This is a genomic window from Agromyces sp. NPDC004153 (assembly GCF_053603635.1).
On record NZ_JBSGFY010000002.1, the window covers coordinates 221,207 to 239,868 of the forward strand.

The 18,662-nt window shown below is 72.2% G+C and carries 11 protein-coding genes and 1 pseudogene; 7 read left to right on the forward strand and 5 right to left on the reverse strand.

The features are described 5' to 3' along the window. Positions 1-36 precede the first annotated feature (36 nt). The 5 genes and pseudogenes from ACWEOH_RS15020 (at position 37) to ACWEOH_RS15040 (ending at position 7,733) form a co-directional block, all read left to right on the forward strand. Complete coding sequence (locus ACWEOH_RS15020) at positions 37-858, forward strand: HlyD family efflux transporter periplasmic adaptor subunit (protein WP_452032331.1); 822 nt, start codon at positions 37-39, stop codon at positions 856-858. Further along, positions 855-3,062 carry an NHLP family bacteriocin export ABC transporter peptidase/permease/ATPase subunit gene (locus ACWEOH_RS15025; RefSeq protein ID WP_452032333.1) on the forward strand — a complete coding sequence of 736 codons (2,208 nt, stop codon included), beginning with the start codon at positions 855-857 and terminating at the stop codon, positions 3,060-3,062. Before ACWEOH_RS15020 ends, ACWEOH_RS15025 begins: the two co-directional genes overlap by 4 nt. Positions 3,063-3,787: 725 nt before the next feature. Continuing rightward, positions 3,788-5,664: pseudogene (locus ACWEOH_RS15030) on the forward strand (NHLP bacteriocin export ABC transporter permease/ATPase subunit). A gap of 154 nt (positions 5,665-5,818) precedes the next feature. After that, positions 5,819-7,186, forward strand: coding sequence for a vanadium-dependent haloperoxidase (locus ACWEOH_RS15035; RefSeq protein ID WP_452032335.1), 1,368 nt, complete (start codon positions 5,819-5,821; stop codon positions 7,184-7,186). A 142-nt stretch (positions 7,187-7,328) separates the two neighbouring features. Then, positions 7,329-7,733, forward strand: a complete 405-nt coding sequence (locus tag ACWEOH_RS15040; RefSeq protein WP_452032337.1) for an MmcQ/YjbR family DNA-binding protein — start codon at positions 7,329-7,331, stop codon at positions 7,731-7,733. 26 nt (positions 7,734-7,759) lie between these two features. Here ACWEOH_RS15040 and ACWEOH_RS15045 read toward each other — a convergent pair whose 3' ends face one another. Beyond that, positions 7,760-10,249, reverse strand: a complete 2,490-nt coding sequence (locus ACWEOH_RS15045; protein ID WP_452032339.1) for a DUF4062 domain-containing protein — start codon at positions 10,247-10,249, stop codon at positions 7,760-7,762. Positions 10,250-10,436: 187 nt separating this feature from the next. Here ACWEOH_RS15045 and ACWEOH_RS15050 point away from each other — a divergent pair, with 187 nt between their 5' ends. After that, positions 10,437-13,076, forward strand: coding sequence for an ATP-binding protein (locus ACWEOH_RS15050; protein WP_452032341.1), 2,640 nt, complete (start codon positions 10,437-10,439; stop codon positions 13,074-13,076). A 24-nt stretch (positions 13,077-13,100) separates the two neighbouring features. Here ACWEOH_RS15050 and ACWEOH_RS15055 read toward each other — a convergent pair whose 3' ends face one another. The 3 genes from ACWEOH_RS15055 to ACWEOH_RS15065 all read right to left on the reverse strand — a co-directional run bounded on the left by ACWEOH_RS15055 (position 13,101) and on the right by ACWEOH_RS15065 (position 15,977). After that, the gene (locus tag ACWEOH_RS15055) at positions 13,101-14,558 is read right to left on the reverse strand and encodes a flotillin family protein (protein ID WP_452032343.1); all 1,458 of its coding nucleotides are present in this window, start codon (positions 14,556-14,558) and stop codon (positions 13,101-13,103) included. A gap of 70 nt (positions 14,559-14,628) precedes the next feature. Then, the gene (locus ACWEOH_RS15060) at positions 14,629-15,099 is read right to left on the reverse strand and encodes an NfeD family protein (protein ID WP_452032345.1); all 471 of its coding nucleotides are present in this window, start codon (positions 15,097-15,099) and stop codon (positions 14,629-14,631) included. Positions 15,100-15,215: 116 nt separating this feature from the next. Continuing rightward, positions 15,216-15,977 carry a hypothetical protein gene (locus tag ACWEOH_RS15065; RefSeq protein ID WP_452032347.1) on the reverse strand — a complete coding sequence of 254 codons (762 nt, stop codon included), beginning with the start codon at positions 15,975-15,977 and terminating at the stop codon, positions 15,216-15,218. A 105-nt stretch (positions 15,978-16,082) separates the two neighbouring features. Here ACWEOH_RS15065 and ACWEOH_RS15070 point away from each other — a divergent pair, with 105 nt between their 5' ends. Then, on the forward strand, positions 16,083-17,915 hold the full coding sequence (locus tag ACWEOH_RS15070) for a bifunctional 3'-5' exonuclease/DNA polymerase (RefSeq protein ID WP_452032349.1): 1,833 nt from the start codon (positions 16,083-16,085) through the stop codon (positions 17,913-17,915). Here ACWEOH_RS15070 and ACWEOH_RS15075 read toward each other — a convergent pair. Beyond that, positions 17,897-18,520 carry a PadR family transcriptional regulator gene (locus ACWEOH_RS15075; RefSeq protein ID WP_452032350.1) on the reverse strand — a complete coding sequence of 208 codons (624 nt, stop codon included), beginning with the start codon at positions 18,518-18,520 and terminating at the stop codon, positions 17,897-17,899. The two genes, ACWEOH_RS15070 and ACWEOH_RS15075, sit on opposite strands and share 19 nt — an antisense overlap. Between the last annotated feature and the right edge of the window lie 142 nt (positions 18,521-18,662).

Consider the following 18,662-nt stretch of genomic DNA (forward strand, 5'->3'; position numbering starts at 1 on the left):
CGTCGATGACGATGAGCGAGCGACCGGGGAGCTGACGTGAGTTCGCCGATGTACCGAGCCGGTGCCCTGAAGCACCTGTCGAGCCCCGAGCAGCTCGACACGGAGGTGCGGCTGGTGCGCCCGGCCGGATGGATCGCACTCGGAGCCGTGGGACTCGCGCTCATCACCTTCATCGTGTGGTGCTTCGTCGGCACGGTGAAGACCACGTTCCCGGCCGCGGGGGTCCTTGCCACGCAGTACGGCACGGTGAACAGCGTGACACCGGATGCCGGACAGCTCTCCGAGGTGTTCGTCGCAGCAGGCGACGAGGTGTCCGCCGGGGACCGCGTGGCGACGGTCGAGACCGCCGAGGGCAGCGTCACGGTCGAGGCGGCGGCCGGCGGAACGATCGTCGAGCTGCTCGCGCACCCGAGCGACGCCGTCGAGGCCGGTGCCACGATCGTCAGCATCCAACCCGATGACGAGGACCTGCGCGTGTACGCGTTCATCGCCGTCGCCGCGAACCAACCGATCAAGCCGGGCATGCCGGTGCAGATCTCGGTGACGACCGTCCCCTCGGAGGAGTACGGCCTGCTCCTCGGCACGGTGACCCGTGTGGGGACGCACCCTGTCACCCGAGCCGGCGTCGGGGCGCTCCTGAACAACGACGAGATCACGAACATCGTGGTCTCGGGCCCACCCGTGATCCAGATCGAGGTGGCCCTCACCCCTGCCGACACGCCCACGCGGTACGCCTGGACGTCCGGAGACGGTCCGCCTGAGCCGCTGGCGGCGGGAACCCTGGTGAACTCCACCGTCATCACTGCCGTGCAGGCACCGATCACGCTGCTGTTCCCGGCGAATCGGACGGAAGGATGACGCGGACTGCGGAACGGACGGCCGCGACCGGGGTGGGGAGGTCCGATCCGCCCCGATCCCGTCGAGAGCACACGCCGACCGTCATCCAGATGGAGGCGGCCGAGTGCGGCGTCGCGTCGCTGCGCATGGTGCTCGCGCACTACGGACGGTGGGTGCCGCTGGACGAACTGCGGGAGGCCAGCGGCGTCTCGCGCGACGGTGTCAAGGCCAGCAGCATCCTCAAGACGGCCCGCGCCTACGGCATGACCGCCAAGGGACTCCGCCAGGATCCCGACGAGATCCGCGGCGGGCTCCTCCCGACGATCGTGTTCTGGAACTTCAACCACTTCGTCGTCGTCGAGGGCTACGCGCCCGGGCGTTGGTTCCTGAAGGACCCCGGCGTGGGTTCCCGCATGGTGACCGACGACGAGTTCGACGCGTCGTTCACGGGCGTCGTGCTGCGACTGGAGCCCGGCCCCGAGTTCGAGCGCGGGGGCTCGCCGCCACGCGTGCTGACCGGCCTGGCACAGCGACTCCGTCATTCGATCGCGGGACTGCTGTACGTCGTGCTCGCGGGGCTCGCGCTCGTCATTCCCGGGCTCGCCGCCGCCGTCCTGACCAAGGCGTTCATCGACCAGGTGCTCGTGGCGGATCAACCCGAGGCGATCGGGCCGATCCTGGCGCTGCTATTCGGCGCGGCCCTCGCGATCGGCGTGCTCACCGCCCTTCGGCAGCGATACCTGATGGCTCTCGAGACCAAACTCTCGATGCACAGCTCGGGTGTGTTCCTCTGGCACGTGCTGCGACTTCCGATCTCGTTCTACGCCGGCCGATCGGCAGGCGAGATCTCGGGACGCGTACCGAGCAACGACCGCGTGGCCGTGCTGCTGTCGAGCGAGGTCGCGGCGGCCCTCATCGACTCGGTCGTGGTGGTCTTCTACTTCGTCGTCATGTTCGGGTACAGCCCCGCGCTGGCGCTCGTCGGGGTCGCCGGCGTGGTGATCAACGTGCTCGTGCTGCGCGCGGTGGGCCGTCGGCGCCGTGACGAGAACCTGCGCATGCTGCAGGACACCGGGCTCCTGCTCGGCAGCTCGATGAGCGGCATCAAGTCGATCGAGTCCATCAAGGCGTCGGGTCGCGAGTCCGACCTGTTCACGCGGATCACGGGCTTGCACGCACGCACGGTGTCGGCGGCGCAGCGCCTGGGGCGGGTGTCGCTGCCGCTGCTCGTCGTGCCCCCGTTCCTCGCGGCGCTCACGACGGCCGCCGTCCTCGGCTGGGGCGGTCTCAACGTCATCACGGGAGCGATGAGCCTCGGCACCCTCATCGCCTTCCAGGTGCTGATGAACCGCGCGATCGAGCCGGTCGGGCGCTTCGTGCAGCTGGGCGGGACGCTCCAGGAGATCGGCGGCGACCTGGAGCGGCTCGACGACGTGCTCGCCAATCCCGTCGACGTGGACGATGACGGCTCCCATGCTCCGGTGACGCGGCTGGCGGGAATGCTGGAGCTGCGCGACGTGACGTTCGGCTACAGCATCCTGGATCCGCCCCTCCTCGACGGCGTGAACCTGACCCTGCGGCCGGGCAGCCGAGTGGCCCTGGTCGGCGGATCCGGGAGCGGCAAGTCGACCATCAGTCGGCTCGTCGCAGGACTCTACGAGCCGTGGAGCGGCGAGATCCTCTTCGACGGCCGCCCGCGCAGGGACTGGCCGCGCGACACCATCACCTCCTCGCTCGCGCTCGTGGACCAGGACATCCGCCTGTTCAGCGGCACGGTGCGCGACAATCTCACGATGTGGGACGGCACGATCCCGACCGCCCGGGTCGTGCAGGCCGCGCACGACGCGGCCATCCACGACCAGATCGCCCGGCGCCCCGACGGCTACGGCACCGAGGTGCGGGAGGGTGGTGCCAACTTCAGCGGTGGCGAGGCGCAGCGGCTCGAGATCGCCCGGGCGCTCGTCGCCGAGCCCCGCATCCTCGTGCTGGACGAGGCCACCAGCGCCCTCGATCCCAGCACCGAGCAGCTCATCGACGGGAACATCCGGCGCCGCGGTTGCACCGCGCTGATCGTCGCACATCGACTCTCGACGATCCGCGACTGCGACGAGATCATCGTGCTCGACCGGGGCAGGATCGTGGAGCGCGGCACGCACGATGAGATGATCGGCAGCGGGGGTCCGTACAGCGCGCTCTTCGCCGCAGACGGGGGCGCCGCCGAATGACCGACGACGAGACGGATGTCGCGGGCGACCTCGCGCTCGGCGCAAACCGACCGCTCCTGCTGACGGATGCCGCGCGCTCCTGGCTCGTCGTCCGCGGTGTCGTCGAGGTCTTCGCGATCGGCGTCGACTCCGGTTCGCCCATCGCGCGGCTGCACCTCGGCACGACGGTCCCAGGAGGACGGCTCTTCGGCATCGAGGACGACGCAGGCCGCGGCATCCGGCTGCTCGCGGTGGGCGGCGTCGACACCGTCGTGCGTCCCGCCCCGGCGGAGGGGTCGGACGGAGGCGACCGACTCGCCTGGATCGGCTCGCTCGCGGATGCCGCGTCGGGGGACGAGCAGCCGGATCCGGCCGCTCCGGCCGCCGACACGGATCCCGTCGAGCGCCTGCGGACGGCCGTAGAGCGCCGACGCGCGGAGATCGAATCCGACGGCCTGGCACGCGTGCGCGCGCAGCGCGGCGGTCGCACGAGCGCGATGGCGAACGGACTCGAGCGACTGCGTGCCCTGGTGGACCGTCAGGCGCCCCTTCCGGTCGCAGCCGAGGGCGACGACCCCATCGACGCGGCGTTCGCCGTCGTCGCCAAGGTGCACGGCGTGACCGTGGCAGCGCTTCCGCCCGGGCGGGGATCCGCCGACCGGATCACACTGCTCGCGCGATCGGCGCGCGTGCGGACGCGCCGTGTGCGCCTGACGGACGGCTGGTGGCGGCAGGACTCGGGCCCCATGATCGGCTACCTCGCCGAGGACCACCGCCCGGTCGCGCTCGTGCCGCGCGGTGCCACCCGCTACGAGCTGATCGATCCGCAGCAGCGCTCTCGCGTCGTCCTCGACGCGAAGACCGCGGCCGCCGTCGAGCCCGACGCCGTCGTGGTCTACCGCCCGCTTCCGGACGGTCCGCTCACCGTCGGCGCCCTGCTGCGCTCGGCACTCGTGCACGCGCGGTCGGACATCTTCTGGCTGGTCGCGTTCGCGATCGGGTCTGCGCTGGTCGCCCTTGCCGTGCCGATCGTGACGGGTCGCATCGTCGGGATCGTCATCCCCGAGGCGGACGTCCCGCAACTGGTGCAGCTGATCCTGGCCCTAGTGGTCGCGGCGATCGCGGGCGCCCTGTTCCAGCTGGCCACGGCGATCGCGGTCCTGCGCATCCAGGGTCGGCTGGGCGGCTACCTGGTTCCCGCGATCTGGGGTCGCCTGCTCTCGCTCCCGGCCGCGTTCTTCCGGCGCTATGCGGCCGGCGACCTCGCGGTGCGGGTGCAGTCCGTCGAGACGATGGTGCGAGTGGTCGGAAGCGGGGCGGTCGTGGCGCTCCTGGGTGTGGCGACGGCCGTCGTGAGCCTTGGGCTCATCTGGTTCTACAGCATCGCCTTCGGCATCGTCGCCACGCTCCTGCTGTTGGCCCTCGTGGCCGTCGTCGTGTTCTCCAGCCGGGTGCAGTATCGCCGGGCCCGGGCCGTCGAGCAGACGGCCGGGCAGCTGAGCGGACTGGTGCTCGAGTTCGTCTCCGGCATCAGCAAGCTGCGGGTGGCGGGCGCCCACGAGAAGGCGTTCGGGCGCTGGGCGGAGCGCTTCAGCACGCGGCGTGCGGCGCAGAACGACGTGCGCCGCGCGCAGAACGTCGTCACGACCGCCATCGCCGTCTTCCCGGTGCTCTCATCGCTCGTCCTGTTCGCCGTGGTCGGGGTGAGCGACCCGCAGGCGATCCCAGCGGGAACCTTCCTCGCGATCAACGCTGCCTTCGGTCAGGTCGTGGCCGCGGTCGTGTCGATCACCCTCGTCGCGACGCAACTCGTGCAGGCTGCTCCCGCCATGCGACGCGTGCTCCCGGTGATCGCCGAGGTCCCGGAGGATGACGCGTCGAAGTCGGACCCGGGCGTGCTCCGCGGCGATGTCCAGTTCAGCGGCATCACCTTCCGCTACCAGGAGGACGGACCGCTCGTGCTCGACGACGTCTCCCTCCGGATCCCTGCGGGCAGCTCGGTCGCCCTGGTGGGGCCGTCGGGCTCGGGCAAGTCCACGCTCGGGCGGCTGCTGCTCGGCTTCGAGGTGCCCGAGGAGGGCGGCGTCTACCTCGACGACCAGGACCTCGCGGGACTCACCTGCGCGCGGTGCGCCGCCAGCTGGGGGTGGTGCTCCAGTCGGTCGAGCCGCTGCCGGGCTCGATCATGTCGAACATCCTCGGCGACGCCGTGGACCTGACGATCGATGACGCGTGGCGTGCCGCCGAGCACGCGGGACTCGCCGACGACGTCCGAGCGATGCCGATGGGCATGCACACCGCGATCACGGAGGGTGGCTCGACCCTGTCCGGCGGACAGCGCCAACGACTCCTCATCGCACGTGCCCTCGCCGGCGACCCGCGCGTCCTGCTGTTCGACGAAGCCACGAGCGCCCTCGACAACGTGACGCAGGCCATCGTGGCTGAGAGCCTCGACCAGCTCTCGGTGACGCGCATCGTCATCGCGCACCGGCTCAGCACGGTGAGGAACGCCGACCGCATCTATTACCTCGAGCGCGGACGCATTCTCGAGTCGGGCACGTTCGACGAGCTCATGGCGCTGCGCGGCCGCTTCGCCGCTCAGGCGAGTCGCCAGTTGGCGTGATCCCCGCGCCGTGCCCCAGAACTGCCGTGCCCCAGAACTGGGGTCAAAGTCGAGGATCTCTCGAGCCCTGAAGCTGTGGACACGCTCTCGGATTGGTGGGACAGTCGGAGGTATTCGGGGGGCCCTGTTTGCTCGCACCCACTTGGGGGGCATCATGACCCATCAACGATTCGTCAGTCTGGTTGCCGGCACGATCGTCGCATCGGCCGCGTTCGGCGCGTACGGCGTATCGGTCGTACCGCTCGTCGCATCCGCCGCACCGCCTGTTGCAGCGGACGCCACCGCCGTCCTCCACTGGAACCAGGTCGCAGCGACCACGCTCGCCGCCGTTCCGGGACCGAACGGCGGCGCGCCACCCGCGTTCCAGATCAACATGGGCATGACCCAGGGCGCCGTGTACGACGCGGTCAATGCGATCGGGCCCAAGCAGCATCAGCCCTATCTCCTCGACAAGCGTTTCGGGGCGAAGGCGTCAGTGGAAGCCGCCGTGGCGACCGCCGCCTACGACGTGCTCGCGGAGCTCGTCTCGAGCGCACCGGAGCGCGCGCCGTTCCCGGGCCGGGCGGGCCTCCTGGCGACGCTCGCCACCGAGTACGCGACCTCGCTCGATGCGGTCGCCGATGGCCCCTTCGAGAAGCAGGGCGTCGCCGCCGGACACGCAGCGGCCGCCGCCATGCTCGAGGCACGAATGGACGACGGACGGTTCGGCGAGTCCCAGTGGGTTCCCGACACCTCGCCCGGGCACTGGTGGCCGCTCCTGAACGCGCAGGGGCAGCCGATCCTCGACCCGACCCCATGGGCGGGCGGCGTCGAGCCGTTCCTGATCGAGAGCCCCTCGCAGTTCCGCACCGAACCGCCGCCCCCGCTCGACAGCGAAGCCTACGCGGCGGAGGTCAACGAGGTCCAGGCGCTCGGACGAGCCACGGGGTCCACTCGGACGGAGCACCAGACGTACGTCGCCAAGTGGTGGCAGAGCGCGCCCATCCTCAGCTGGAACGAGGTTTCCCGACAGCTCATCGATCGGAACGAGCTCACCGCCGCCGACAGCGCGAGGCTCCTGGCGCTGCAGAACCTGAGCGGGGCGGATGCCGCGATCAACTGCTGGAACGACAAGTACTTCTACGACCTCTGGCGACCGTGGAACGCGATCCCTCGGGCCGACGAGGACGACAACCCCGCGACCATCGCCGAGCCCGGATGGGCGGCCCTGATCACCGCGCCGTACCCCGACACGCCGTCGGGACACAACTGCCTCGACGCCGCCCACGTGACCATCATGCGGATGTTCTTCGGCGACGTGATCGAAGGCGGCTTCCAGATCACGAGTTTCTCCGCCCTCCTCACGGCCGCCGAGCCGAAGGTGCGTAGCTTCGACTCGTTCTCGCAGCCGCTCGCCGAGCTGATCGAGGCGCGGATCTGGGCGGGCCTGCACTACCGCTTCGCAGACGTCCAAGGCCAGCTGCTCGGCGCGAACGTGGCGAACTACGGAGCCGCGAACTACTTCCAGGCGGTGGGCCGCTGAGCGCTTCCGGATGGAAGGATCCCACCTCACGTTCGGGTCGGAGGCCGCCGACACGGCCCCGGCCCCGGCGTACGTGATGACCTGGCTGCGCGACGGCGGCTGACCGGCGTTCCGTGTCGGGGGTGCGGCATACGCTCGGTCCGTGGCCACCCTCGACGACGTCCGCCGCACCGCCATTGGGCTGCCCGGCAGCGAGGAGCGCGCGACCACCGGGGGCGCAGCGTGGTTCGTGCGCGGCAGGCTCTACGCGTGGGAGTGCCACCCGTGGCCGAGCATCCCCGAGGACATGCGCGCGATCATCGCGGGCGAGCTCGTCGTCGGGGTCAAGGTCGCCGACCGCATCGACGCGTTCGCCCTCGTCAAGATGGCACCCGACGTGTTCCTGCGCACGACGACGAGGTGGGGCGAGCCGAAGGTCGCGTTCCGCATGGCCGCCATCGACGACGACCACCTCGTCGAGCTCGTGACCGAGGCGTGGCGCATCCAGGCACCGAAGTACCTCCGGCGCGAGTTCGACGACGCGGGCGGCAGCTCGGGCGCCGGGTGAGGTGCAGCGCTGCGTGCCCCACCCGCTCAGTCGCCGAGCGCGTACGCCGCGGCGGCCGCCGTCCCGAGGTCCGCACCCGCCGCCACCCATGCGGCGAACCCGGGTTCGTGCCCGTGCTCGGCCTCGAGCCGGCGCGCCGTCTGCGCGAAGGCGGCGAGCGGTGGGCTGTTGTAGACGCCGCTGATGGCGCGTGCCGCGCGCGCCGCACCGAGCAGCGTCGCCGCACGCTCGACGTCGCCGCGATCGGCCGCGACGGCGCACAGTGCCTCGAGCGCGTGCGCGATGCCCTCGACGTAGAAGAGCCGGAGCGAACGCCGGAGGCTGTTCTTGAACCGCGGCTCGGCGGTGACCGGGTCACCCGCGAGCACCTCGGCGACGCCGACGTGATGCTCGCTCATCGCTCGGCTGAACTCGTCGCGGCCGGCCGCGGCGATCTCGTCGCCGCGCAGGAACGCGCGATGCGCGCCCGCGACGTCGTCGGCCGCCAGCCGCAGCAGGCCGTGTATGACGTGCGCCAGGCTCTCCCCGAGCGGATGGCGCCGCTGCGCGAAGAGGGCGAATCCGCGCGCGATCTCGCGGTCCGCGCCCGGCAGGTCACCAACGCTCCGGTCGGCGAGCGCCAGGGCGAGCGAGTTGCGCGCGAACGCCTCGCCGAGCACGTCGCCGACGGCCGCGAAGCCGTCGGCGCTCTCGCGCAGGTCGCGCACCGCGTCGGTGCGATCCGCGTCGCCGAAGGTGATCGAGCCGGTGAAGTAGAGCGCCGACGCACGTGCTCGTCCTTCGAGCGGATGCCGCGCGAGGAGCTCGCGCATCCAGGCCGTCACCTCGCCCTGGCGGCCGCTCGCCCACCAGAACGGGAAGAGGCGCCACGCGAGCACCTCGAGCTCCTCGGCGCGACCCTGCTCGAGGAGCGTCCGCCCGGCCGCGCGGAGGTTCTCGTGGTCGGCGCGCAGGGCCCAGAGCGTGTCCACCCCGCCGGGTCCGTACAGCTTCGGGCCCTCCTGCCGGGCGACCGCGATGAAGTGCGCCGCGTGGCGGTCGGCGAGCTGCGCCGCCGCGCCGCGCTCCGCCGCGCGCTCGAGGGACGCGGTCCGCACGGTCGTCAGCATCGTGAACCGGCTCGACCGGCCCGTCGTCTCGTGCACGACGAGGCTCGCGTCGACGAGCCGGGCCAAGGGTTCGAGGGCGTCGTGACCGATGACTGCGGATGCCGCGTCGAGGTCGAATCCCCCCGAGAACACGCCGACCGCGTCGAACGCGTCCCGTGCCTCGTCATCGAGGAGCTCGACGCTCCAGTCGATCGTGCGAGCGAGGGTGCGCTGCCGTTCGGGCCGGTCGGGGCCCGCTTCGGGGAGTACGTCCATGCCGCGGTCGAGTCGTTCACGGAGTTCCGCGGGCGTCAGGAGCCTGGTGCGTGCGGCGGCCAGCTCGATGGCGAGCGGCAGCCCGTCCAACGCCCGGCACACGGCGCGGATGTCGTCGAGGTCGCCGTCGCCGAGGCCGACCGCGCCAGCGGCCTTCGCGCGGTCGAGGAACAGCTGCTCCGCCGGGCCGGGCGACGCGGCATCCGCCCGGTCGTCGCGGATCGCGAGTGGGCGCACCTCGTAGCGGTGCTCGCCCGCGATGCCCAGCGCGACGCGACTCGTCGCCAGCACCACGGCGCCGGGCGCGGCCGCGAGCAGTCGCGCGAGCTGCGGTGCCGCCTCGAGCAGGTGCTCGAGGTTGTCGACGACGAGGAGCGTCGGGCGATCGCCGATCGCCGTGGCCACCCGCTCCTCGAGGCGGCCGTCGCCGACGTCGATGACCCCGAGGGCCGACGCCATCGCCGGGGTCACGAGCGCGGCGTTGCGCACCGGGGTGAGGTCGACGAAGTGCACGCCGGCGGCGAACGCCCCCGAGGCATCCGCCGCCGAGGCGATCGCGAGCCGGGTCTTGCCGACTCCGCCCGGTCCGATCAGCGTCACGAGACGATCGTGCTGCGACCGGAGCAGGTCGCCGACGGCCGCCACATCGACCTGCCGTCCGACGAAGGAGTCGACCGGGGCGGGGAGGGCCTCGCCCTGCCGCGACGGATCCATCGCGTGCGCCCGGTCGAACCGCTCGCCGATGAGCAGCGCCAGGTCGCGGGCCACGAGCTCCTCGAGCTCCGCGGCGTCGCGGAACGTGGAGTACGACACGTCGTCGCGGTTTCGGATCCGGTCCACGAGCGCCTCGAGTCGTTCGTCGCGGGGACCGTGCCCGTTCGTCAGGTAGACGAGTCGCGGCATCCCTTCGGCGAGGGCGTACTCGTCCTCGAGGCCCGAGATGTCCTCGCCGGGCGCGATCCACCCGGAGCTCGCACCGAAGATGCCGACGAAGATGTCGCTCTGCGCGAGGTAGGCGCGGTAGAGGTCGCGGGGCGGGTGCGGACGCGAGCCGAGCTCGAACATGACCGGCGTCAGCATCAGTCGCTCGATGGCGGCGCGTGCGGCGGTGCGCTCGGCCGCGAGCTCCCGGAGCGTGGAGCTGACGAACACGCGGAGTCGCTGGTCAGGTGTCCGGATCGCCGTCGAGTCCACCGCCATGACCTCCCCAGGGCGCCGACTGGCAGCAGTCTAGCCCTCGGGCCCGCCGGCCCGGCTCGGGTCCGGCGTCACGGCCATCGGCGCGTCGCGATCCCCACGCGCTGGACGCGTCGCCGCCGTGGGGTGAGAATGACCACATGTGGCGCCGGTCCTGGTGCGCGCAGCGGTCGAGGGCCTCGTCGTGAACGACGCGACCGACGAGCCGAGCATCCGGACGCCAGACCGGCTCCTGCGGATCTTCGTCAGCTCGACCCTTCGGGAGCTCGGACCCGAGAGGAAGGTCGCTCGGCGCGCGATCGAGCGCCTGCACCTCGCCCCGGTGATGTTCGAGCTCGGGGCGCGCCCGCATCCTCCGCGGGAGCTCTACCGTTCCTACCTCGCGCAGAGCGACGTGTTCGTCGGCGTCTACTGGCAGGAGTACGGCTGGATCGCGCCGGGGGAGGACATCTCAGGCCTCGAGGACGAGTATCGGCTCGCACCGCGTGCGATGCCGAAGCTCATCTACGTGAAGCAGCCCGCCGAGCGGCAGGCGCGGCTCGCGGCGCTCATCGAGCGGATCCGCGAGGACGACACCGCCTCCTACGTCTCGTTCGGCACCCCGGGCGACCTCGAGCGGCTCATCGAAGCCGACCTGGCGGGCCTCCTGGCCGAGCGCTTCGACGCATCGCGGATCCCAGGGGCGGGCGACGTCGAGGCGATCCCGGCAGGGCCGCTGCCGGTCTCGTCCACCGACGTCGTCGGGCGCGACGCGGACGTCGCGTCGCTGCGCGCGTGGATCGGCGCCGCCGACGGTCCACGCCTCGTCACGCTCGTGGGAGCCGGCGGCATCGGCAAGACCCGGCTGGCGATCGAGGTCGCGCGAGGACTCGACGACCGATTCGACCGGATCACGTTCGTCGCCCTCGAGCACGTGCGCGAGGATCGCGACATCCTGCCCGCGGTGGCGCGGGCGTTCGGGGTCCGCGACGTGGGGGAGCAACCCCTGCTCGACCGGCTCGCTGCGGCGCGCTCGGATCGGCGCGACCTCATCGTGCTCGACAACTTCGAGCAGATCGTGTCGTCGGCACCGCTGGTGGCGAGGCTGCTGACCGCGTTGCCGGACGCGACCGTGCTGGTGACGAGCCGCATGCGGCTCCGGCTGCGCGATGAGCAGGTCTTTGACGTCGACCCACTGGGCCTGCCGGCAGAAGCCGATGGCACGGCGCTGCAGGAGATCGTGGCTGCGCCGGCCGTCCGACTGTTCCGGGACCGCGCACGAGCCGCGGATCCCCGGTTCGACGTCACCGAGCAGAACGCCGCGGCCGTGACCCGCATCTGCCGGGTGCTCGGCGGCGTGCCGCTCGCGATCGAGCTCGCGGCGACCCGCATCCGCGTCCTCACGCCCGAGGCGCTGGTGGCGCGCCTCGACCGGGTGCTCCCGGTCCTGGCGACGGGTGCCCGCGACGTGCCCGAGCGCCAGCAGACCATCCGAGCGACGGTGGAGTGGAGCATCGACCTGTTGAGCGCGGATGCGCAGGCATTGTTCACCCGCCTCGGCGTGTTCTCCGGCGACTTCAGCCTCGACGCGATCGAGGCGGTCGTGGGCGGCACGGCGCTGGCCGACGGGGCGTTCGACGCGGTGGTGGAGCTCGTCGACTGCAGCCTGCTCCGCCAGCACGACCACGCCGGGATCCCGTTCTTCTCGATGCTCGTGCCGGTGCGCGAGATCGCGACCGCGAGGCTCGAGCACGAACCGGATGCCGCGGCGGCGCGACAGGCGCACGCCGACCATTACGTGCGCCTCGCCGCCGAGATCGAGCCGAAGCTGCGGGGAGGCACGCAGCTCGCGGCGCTCGACCGGCTCGAGGCCGAGCGGGACAACATCCGATCGGGCTATCGCCATCTCATCGACCTCGGGGAGACGGAGGCCGTGGTCGATGCCGTGTGGCGCCTGCTGCTGTACTGGTGGATCCGGAACCTGCTGCCCGAGGCGAAGGCATGGATGGGAGACGTGCTCAGGGCTGGCGTGCCGCTCGCCGACCGCACCCGCGCGATCGCGAACGCGATCTCGGCCTGGGTCTCGCTGCTGCAGCCGACTGCGGAGATCGACCTCGCCCCCATCGAGGAGAGCGTCGAGCTGTTCCACGACCTCGACGACGCATTCGGGGAGGGGTGCTCGCTGACGGTGCTGAGCATCGCGTGCACCTATCGTTGGCCGCCCGACCTGGACCGTGCGGAGGCGTTGCAGCGACGAGCGGTCGAGCTGGTCGGACCGGAGCTGGATCCCACGTTCAACGCCTTCTTCAGGTCCAGCCTCGGCACGATCGAGCTCTACCGGGGGAATGCCCGCGGCTCGCTCGAGGTCGCGGAGACCGTGATCGCGGAGGCCGCCGCGTTCGGCGATCGCTTCGTGGAGTCGATCGCGCTCACGAACGCCGGGTGGGGACGGCTCGGCCTGGGCGAGGCGCGCCCTGAGCTCTTCATGCGAGGGCTGGAGCTCTCACTGCAGCTCGGTTTCGAGGACGGCAACGGCTATGCGCTGGAGGGACTGGCGGCGTGCGCCGCGCTGCGCGGGGACATCGCGCGCAGTGGCTTGCTGCTGGGAGCGGCCGAGGCCTCGCGTACCCGCACGGGGATGGCTGACCAGCGGGCACGGATGACCCACGCACCGTTCGTGCAGCAGATCCTCGCTTCCGAGGCGGCCGAGCCGTTCGAGGCCGCGCGGGCCGACGGACGCGTCCTTTCACGAGCCGAGGCGCTCGACCTGGCGTTGGACGAGCGGGCCGAAGCGGATCGATGAGTCCGGCCGGCCCGCCCGAGCGCGTCAGTCCTTCGCGAGGTCGGCCTTCACGAGCTGACCGCCGGCGAGACCGGCGAGGATCGCGCCCACGTCGAGCCCGGTCAGCGACTTGACGACCTCGGTGCCCTCGCCGAGCACCTGGCCGACCGTCTTCGTAATGGCGCTCGCACCGTCGGTCGAGACGACCGTGAGCGAGTCGATGTTGCCGATCGGTTCCGCGGCGGCGCGCACGATCTCGGGCAGACGGGAGATGATCTCCTGCGCCAGGGCGGCCTCGCCGTACTTCTTCAGCGCGATCGCCTTCGCGTCGGTCGCGGCGGCATCCGCGATGCCCTCGGCCTGGATCGCCGCGGCGCGCGCCTCGCCCTCGGCGCGGACACCGGCGGCGAGGGCCACCTGGCGGTCGCGCTCGGCCTCGCCCGACACGCGGACCGACGTCGCGGCCGCCTCGGCGTCCTGCACCGCGGCGACCTTGTTCGCCTCGGCGATCTTGGTGCGCTTGTACGCGTCGGCCTCGGTTGCGGCGTTCGCGGCATCGCGCTGCGCGTTCGCGCGCTGGACCTCGGCGTATGCGTGCGCCTCGGCGGGCTTGCGCACGTCGATGTCGAGCTTCTCCTGCGTCACGAGCGCCTGCTCGGCGAGGGCCTCGCGCTCCTGCGTGGCGACGAGCTTGTCCTGCTCGGCCTTCGCGAGCATGCCGGATGCCTCGGCCTCGGCGTTGGCGCGATCGGTCTCGGCCTTGATCACCGCCTGCTTGAGGCTCAGCGCCTTCTGCCGCTCGGCGATCTGCTCGGCGGCCTCGATGCGGGCGAACTCGCTGGCGCGGGCCGCCTCGGCCTCGCTGACCTCGGCGACCTGGCGGGCCCGAGCCGCCTCGGCGCGGCCGAGGTTGGCGAGGTAGTCGCTGCCGGGCGTCGAGATGTCGGAGATGTTGAGCAGGTCGACCTGCAGGCCCTGCTCGACGAGGTCGGCCTTCGTCTCGGCGACGACGCGGTCGGAGAGGCTCTTGCGGTCGGAGATGATCTGCTCGATGGTCATGTCGCCGACGATCGAGCGCAGCGAGCCCTCGAGCGACTCCTTGATGATCTCGGTGAGCAGCTCCTGCTGCGAGAGGAAGCGCTGGGCGGCGCGCCGCACGCCCTCTTCCGTGCCGCTCACCTTGAAGTTGATGGAGGCCTTGATGGCGATCTTGATGCGGTTCTTGTCGACGCCCTCGACGGTGATCCCGATCTGGCGCTGCTCGAGCGAGATCGCGAAGCCCTGCTGGAGGACCGGCCAGACGAACGTGCGGCCGCCGATGACGACCCGCTGACCGACCGGCGCCTCGCCGGGAGCGGGGCGCCCGGCGCCGCGACCGACGATGACGAGGGCCTCGTTCGGCGGGACGCGCCGGATGCGGCGGCCGATGAAGACGAGCAGTGCGATGAGCGCGATCGCGATGGCGATGATCGAGATCACCTGCACGAGGAAGGGGTCGAGCACGGGCGGTCCTTTCGGGAACGGGAGCGATCAGGAGGGGATGAGCAGGTCGTTCGTGGAATCCGAGGAGCGGTCAGTCGGCGACGACCTTGACGCGCGTGCCGGCGTGCTCGATCACGCGGATCCGCACGCCCTCGGCGATCGGGGCATCCGACCAGGCGAGCCGTCGTTCGATCTCGCCGGGGCCGTCGAGGCTCACCTCGCCGCCCGCCGAGGACACGTCGGACTTCGCGACGCCGGTGAGCCCGAGCGCCGAGGCGGGCACCCCGTCGGAGCTGCGGGTCAGGCTGCGGACGGCGACGGCGCTGAGCAGGTAGGCGATCACCGCGAGGACGGCCGCCAGCACGTACGCCCAGAGGAGGTCGAGGCCCCAGGTCACGGTCAATGCGCCGGCCGCGCCGAAGACCACGAGCCCTACGGCGAGTGCCGTGCCCGAGATGGCGCCGTCGCCGATGTCGAAGTGGTCGAAGATGTCGCCGAGCACGAGCGAGATGACGAGCAGGACGAGGCCGAGGCCTCCGACGATCAGGAAGGGCAGGAGCAACGTCGGAAAGCCTCTCTCGCGCACGAATCCCGCGGGCGACCACCCGCGGGTGGACTCACCCTATCGGCGGCGGGGCCCTCCGCGCATCAATCGTGCGAACCTTGCTCGGCGAGGCGTCACGGCAGCGCCGGATGCACGATCGAGATGGCATCGACGGCTGCGTCGCCGCGGATCCGGCGCATGCAGGCGACGACCTCGTCGGCCACCGCCGGGGAGAGCGCCGTGCAGACGATGCTGTTCCGCCCCAGGGCATCGAGACCGCCCGCACGGATGCGCACGACCTCCCAGCCCACCTCGCGCAGCGCCTCGTCCTTCTCGAGGTCGGAGCCTTCCTTGAGCCCACGGTGGGCTCGCCGGGACCGACCCGGATCGTCGTACTCGATCGCGATGCGCAGCTGCGGCACGAGGATGTCGGGCCAGACCTCTTGACGGCCGTAGAACGTGCGGGCGATGCGCACCGCGTTGACGCCGTGGTGCAGCCGGATGCGCTCGCCCAGCAGGATCTTCAGCCGCTGCTCGGTCTGCGACGTGCGGGTGCGCAGGCCGGGGTTCATGTACGCGACTCCCGCCTCGCGCGCCGCCGTCGGACCAGCCGCGTTGACCCGGCACTTGGGGCAGCCGGGGCCGGTGAGCACGTCGCTGATCGTGGCGGCGTATCGATCGTGTCCGCGCTCGCAGCGCCAGTCGTAAGTCGCGCCGATCCGCGTCTCTCGGGCCAGCGCCGATCGTTGGGCGGGCGCGACCCGACCGAGGAGCTCGCCACGGCTGCGGTGCGTCTCGTCGATGAGCATGCACAGCGGGCAGACCCGACGGAGCGCGACGACCCCGTCTGCACCCGCGGCGGCGCCGTGACCGCACCGGAAGCTCACGGCGACCACGATCGGACCCTTCGCTGCACCATGCGATCCATGGTGCGGCATCCCGCCGACACTCGCGCAGCCGGAGTCCGCCGCGGTGTCACCGGCGACCACGAGAATGGAGCCATGCACGTGGTGGTCGGCGCAGGAGCGCAGGGTCGGATCGTCCTCGTCGACCCCGACGACCCGGCCCGACCCCTCGCCGAGGTCTCGCTCGACGGGTTCGCCGAGGCCGTGCGCACGCTGGAGGCGCGCGATCACCCCCGCTGGGTGTGGACCGAGACGCGACGCTGGTATCCGCGCCTCCTCGACGCGGGCGTCCGCGTCGAGCGGTGCCACGACCTCCGGCTCTGCGGCGCGATCCTCGACCGCTCGACGTTCACCGAAGCGGCCCGGGCCGGCGGGCGGAACCTCCGACCCGCCTGGCTGCCGCCCGGACCGGCGGAGGCCGGCGGCGCGGCCGCCGAGGGCACGACGCAGTCGCCGGTCGCGCACAGCGCGCTCTTCGACCTCGACGACTTCGGCGACGACCGGGCGACCGACCCCGAGCGCACCGCGCCGCCGGGCTCCGAGGTCCTCGCACCATCGACGGATGCCGCGGCACGCACCTCCGGGGCATCCGTCGCCGTCGACGCGGTCGCGGCCGAGCTCGCGCGCCAGCTCGCCCTCGTCGCCGAGGGCGCCGACCCCGGCCGGCTGCGGCTCCTGCTCGCCGCGGAATCCGCGGGCGCGCTCATCGGCGCGGAGCTGCACGCCGCGGGCCTCCCGTGGGACCGCGCCGTGCATGAGGCCGTCCTCGAGTCCGAGCTCGGCCCCCGCCCATCGCCGGGATGGAAGCCGGCGCGGATGGAGGCGCTCGCGACGCAGGTGCGCGAGGAGCTCGGCGCGGCATCCGTGAACCTCGACTCGCAGGCCGACCTGCTGCGGGCGTTGCGCGGGTCGGGCATCCCGGTCGAGTCCACCGCCAGATGGGAGCTTCGCGAACACGACCACCCCGCGATCGAGCCGCTCATCGCCTACAAGAAGCTCTCGCGGCTCCTCAGCGCCAACGGCTGGACCTGGCTCGACGAGTGGATCGTCGACGGACGCTTCCGGCCCGAATACGTGCCGGGGGGCACGGCGACGGGCCGATGGGCGACCTCGGGCGGGGGAGCGCTGCAGCTGCCCAAGAACGTCCGCAGCGCCGTCGTCGCGGATCCGGGATGGACGCTCGTCGTGGCCGACGCCGCGCAGCTCGAGCCGCGCGTGCTCGCCGCGATCGCCCGCGACGAGGCCATGGCCGAGGCGGCACGCGGCCGCGACATCTACCGCGGACTCGTCGACGGCGGCGTCGTGGGCACGCGCGACGAGGCGAAGGTCGCGATCCTCGGCGCGATGTACGGGGCGACCACGGGCGACAGCGGCCGCCTCGTCCCGCGACTGGCCCGGGCGTTCCCCCGGGCCATGGCCCTCGTCGACCGGGCCGCGACCGACGGCGAGCGCGGGCTTCCGGTCACGACGCTCCTCGGCCGCTCCTCACCCCTCCCGTCGGCGGAGTGGCGTGCGGTGCAGGCCCGCGCGAGCGAGCCCGACGCGACGGCGACCGATGAACGGCGCGCACGGTCGCGCGCCCGCGACTGGGGCCGGTTCACCCGCAACTTCGTCGTCCAGGGGAGCGCGGCCGAGTGGTCGCTGTGCTGGATGGCCGCGCTGCGCGGCCGGCTCGCCGAGATCGGGTCGACGGTGACGGATGCCGCGCCGGCCGCGTCCAAGTCGGGACCGGTGTTCGGCCGAGCGCCCCACCTCGTGTACTTCCTGCACGACGAGCTCATCGTGCACGCGCCGCGCGAGACCGCCGACGCGGTCGCCGTCGCCGTCGTGGAGACCGCCGCTGCCGCGGGGCGCCTGCTCTTCGGCGACTTCCCGGTCGACTTCCCGCTCGACCTCGCGATCGTCGAGAGCTACGCGTCGGCCGGCTGAGCCGCCGCGGCCGGGCGTCGCCCGCGCTTGGGGCGCTCCGCGCGGGGCGCGAAGGGGATCCGCTCCTGCGACGACACTGCGTCGAGCCAGCCGAGCACCGCCTCCGCGCGCAAGCGCTCGGCGGCCGTGACGAGCGCGGCGAGCCGCCGTTCACCTTCGCGCGCGGCGTCCTCCTCATCGAGCGAGCCGGCCGCCGCCGGGCTCTCCACGGCGCCGGCAGCGGATGCCGCGTCCCGCCGCCGCTCCCACCGATTCCGCTCGGCGGCGAGCACCGCCTCGGCGTCGACCCCGGGCAGCGATCGGGCGATGAGCACGCGATCGACGGTCTCGTCCCACGGGTCGGCGCCCGCGGCATCCGTGCCCTCGAGCCACGACCGCGCCGCGGCGTCACCTGCGGTCGTGAGGCCGTAGAGGGGGAGCCCGTCGTCGGTGGTGCCCGCGGGCTCGACGAGCCCCTGCTTCCGGAGTCGCTCGAGCGTGGCGTACGTCTGGCCGACGTTGATGCTGCGACGGCCGCCGGTTCGCGCCGCGAGACCGCCGTGCAGCTGGAACCCGTACGCCGGACCGACGGTGAGCAGCGCGAGCAGCGCGTCGCGCACGGCCATGTGCACCTCCGGAGGGGGATCGGGAACGCTTCACCGAGCATACTGTTCCGCGCAAGTGGTCGTCATCGGGCAGCGTCGGCGGTCCCGGAATGCGTCGCCGACCCGCGCGGATCCTTGTCAGGGCCCGGATTCCGCGGCATAC

Excerpts from the sequence above, each read along its gene's own strand:
- ACWEOH_RS15070 (WP_452032349.1), top strand. The coding sequence starts at position 16,083 with ATGCACGTGGTGGTCGGCGCAGGAGCGCAGGGTCGGATCGTCCTCGTC.
- ACWEOH_RS15035 (WP_452032335.1), top strand. The coding sequence starts at position 5,819 with ATGACCCATCAACGATTCGTCAGTCTGGTTGCCGGCACGATCGTCGCA.
- ACWEOH_RS15025 (WP_452032333.1), top strand. The coding sequence starts at position 855 with ATGACGCGGACTGCGGAACGGACGGCCGCGACCGGGGTGGGGAGGTCC.
- ACWEOH_RS15075 (WP_452032350.1), bottom strand. The coding sequence starts at position 18,520 with ATGGCCGTGCGCGACGCGCTGCTCGCGCTGCTCACCGTCGGTCCGGCG.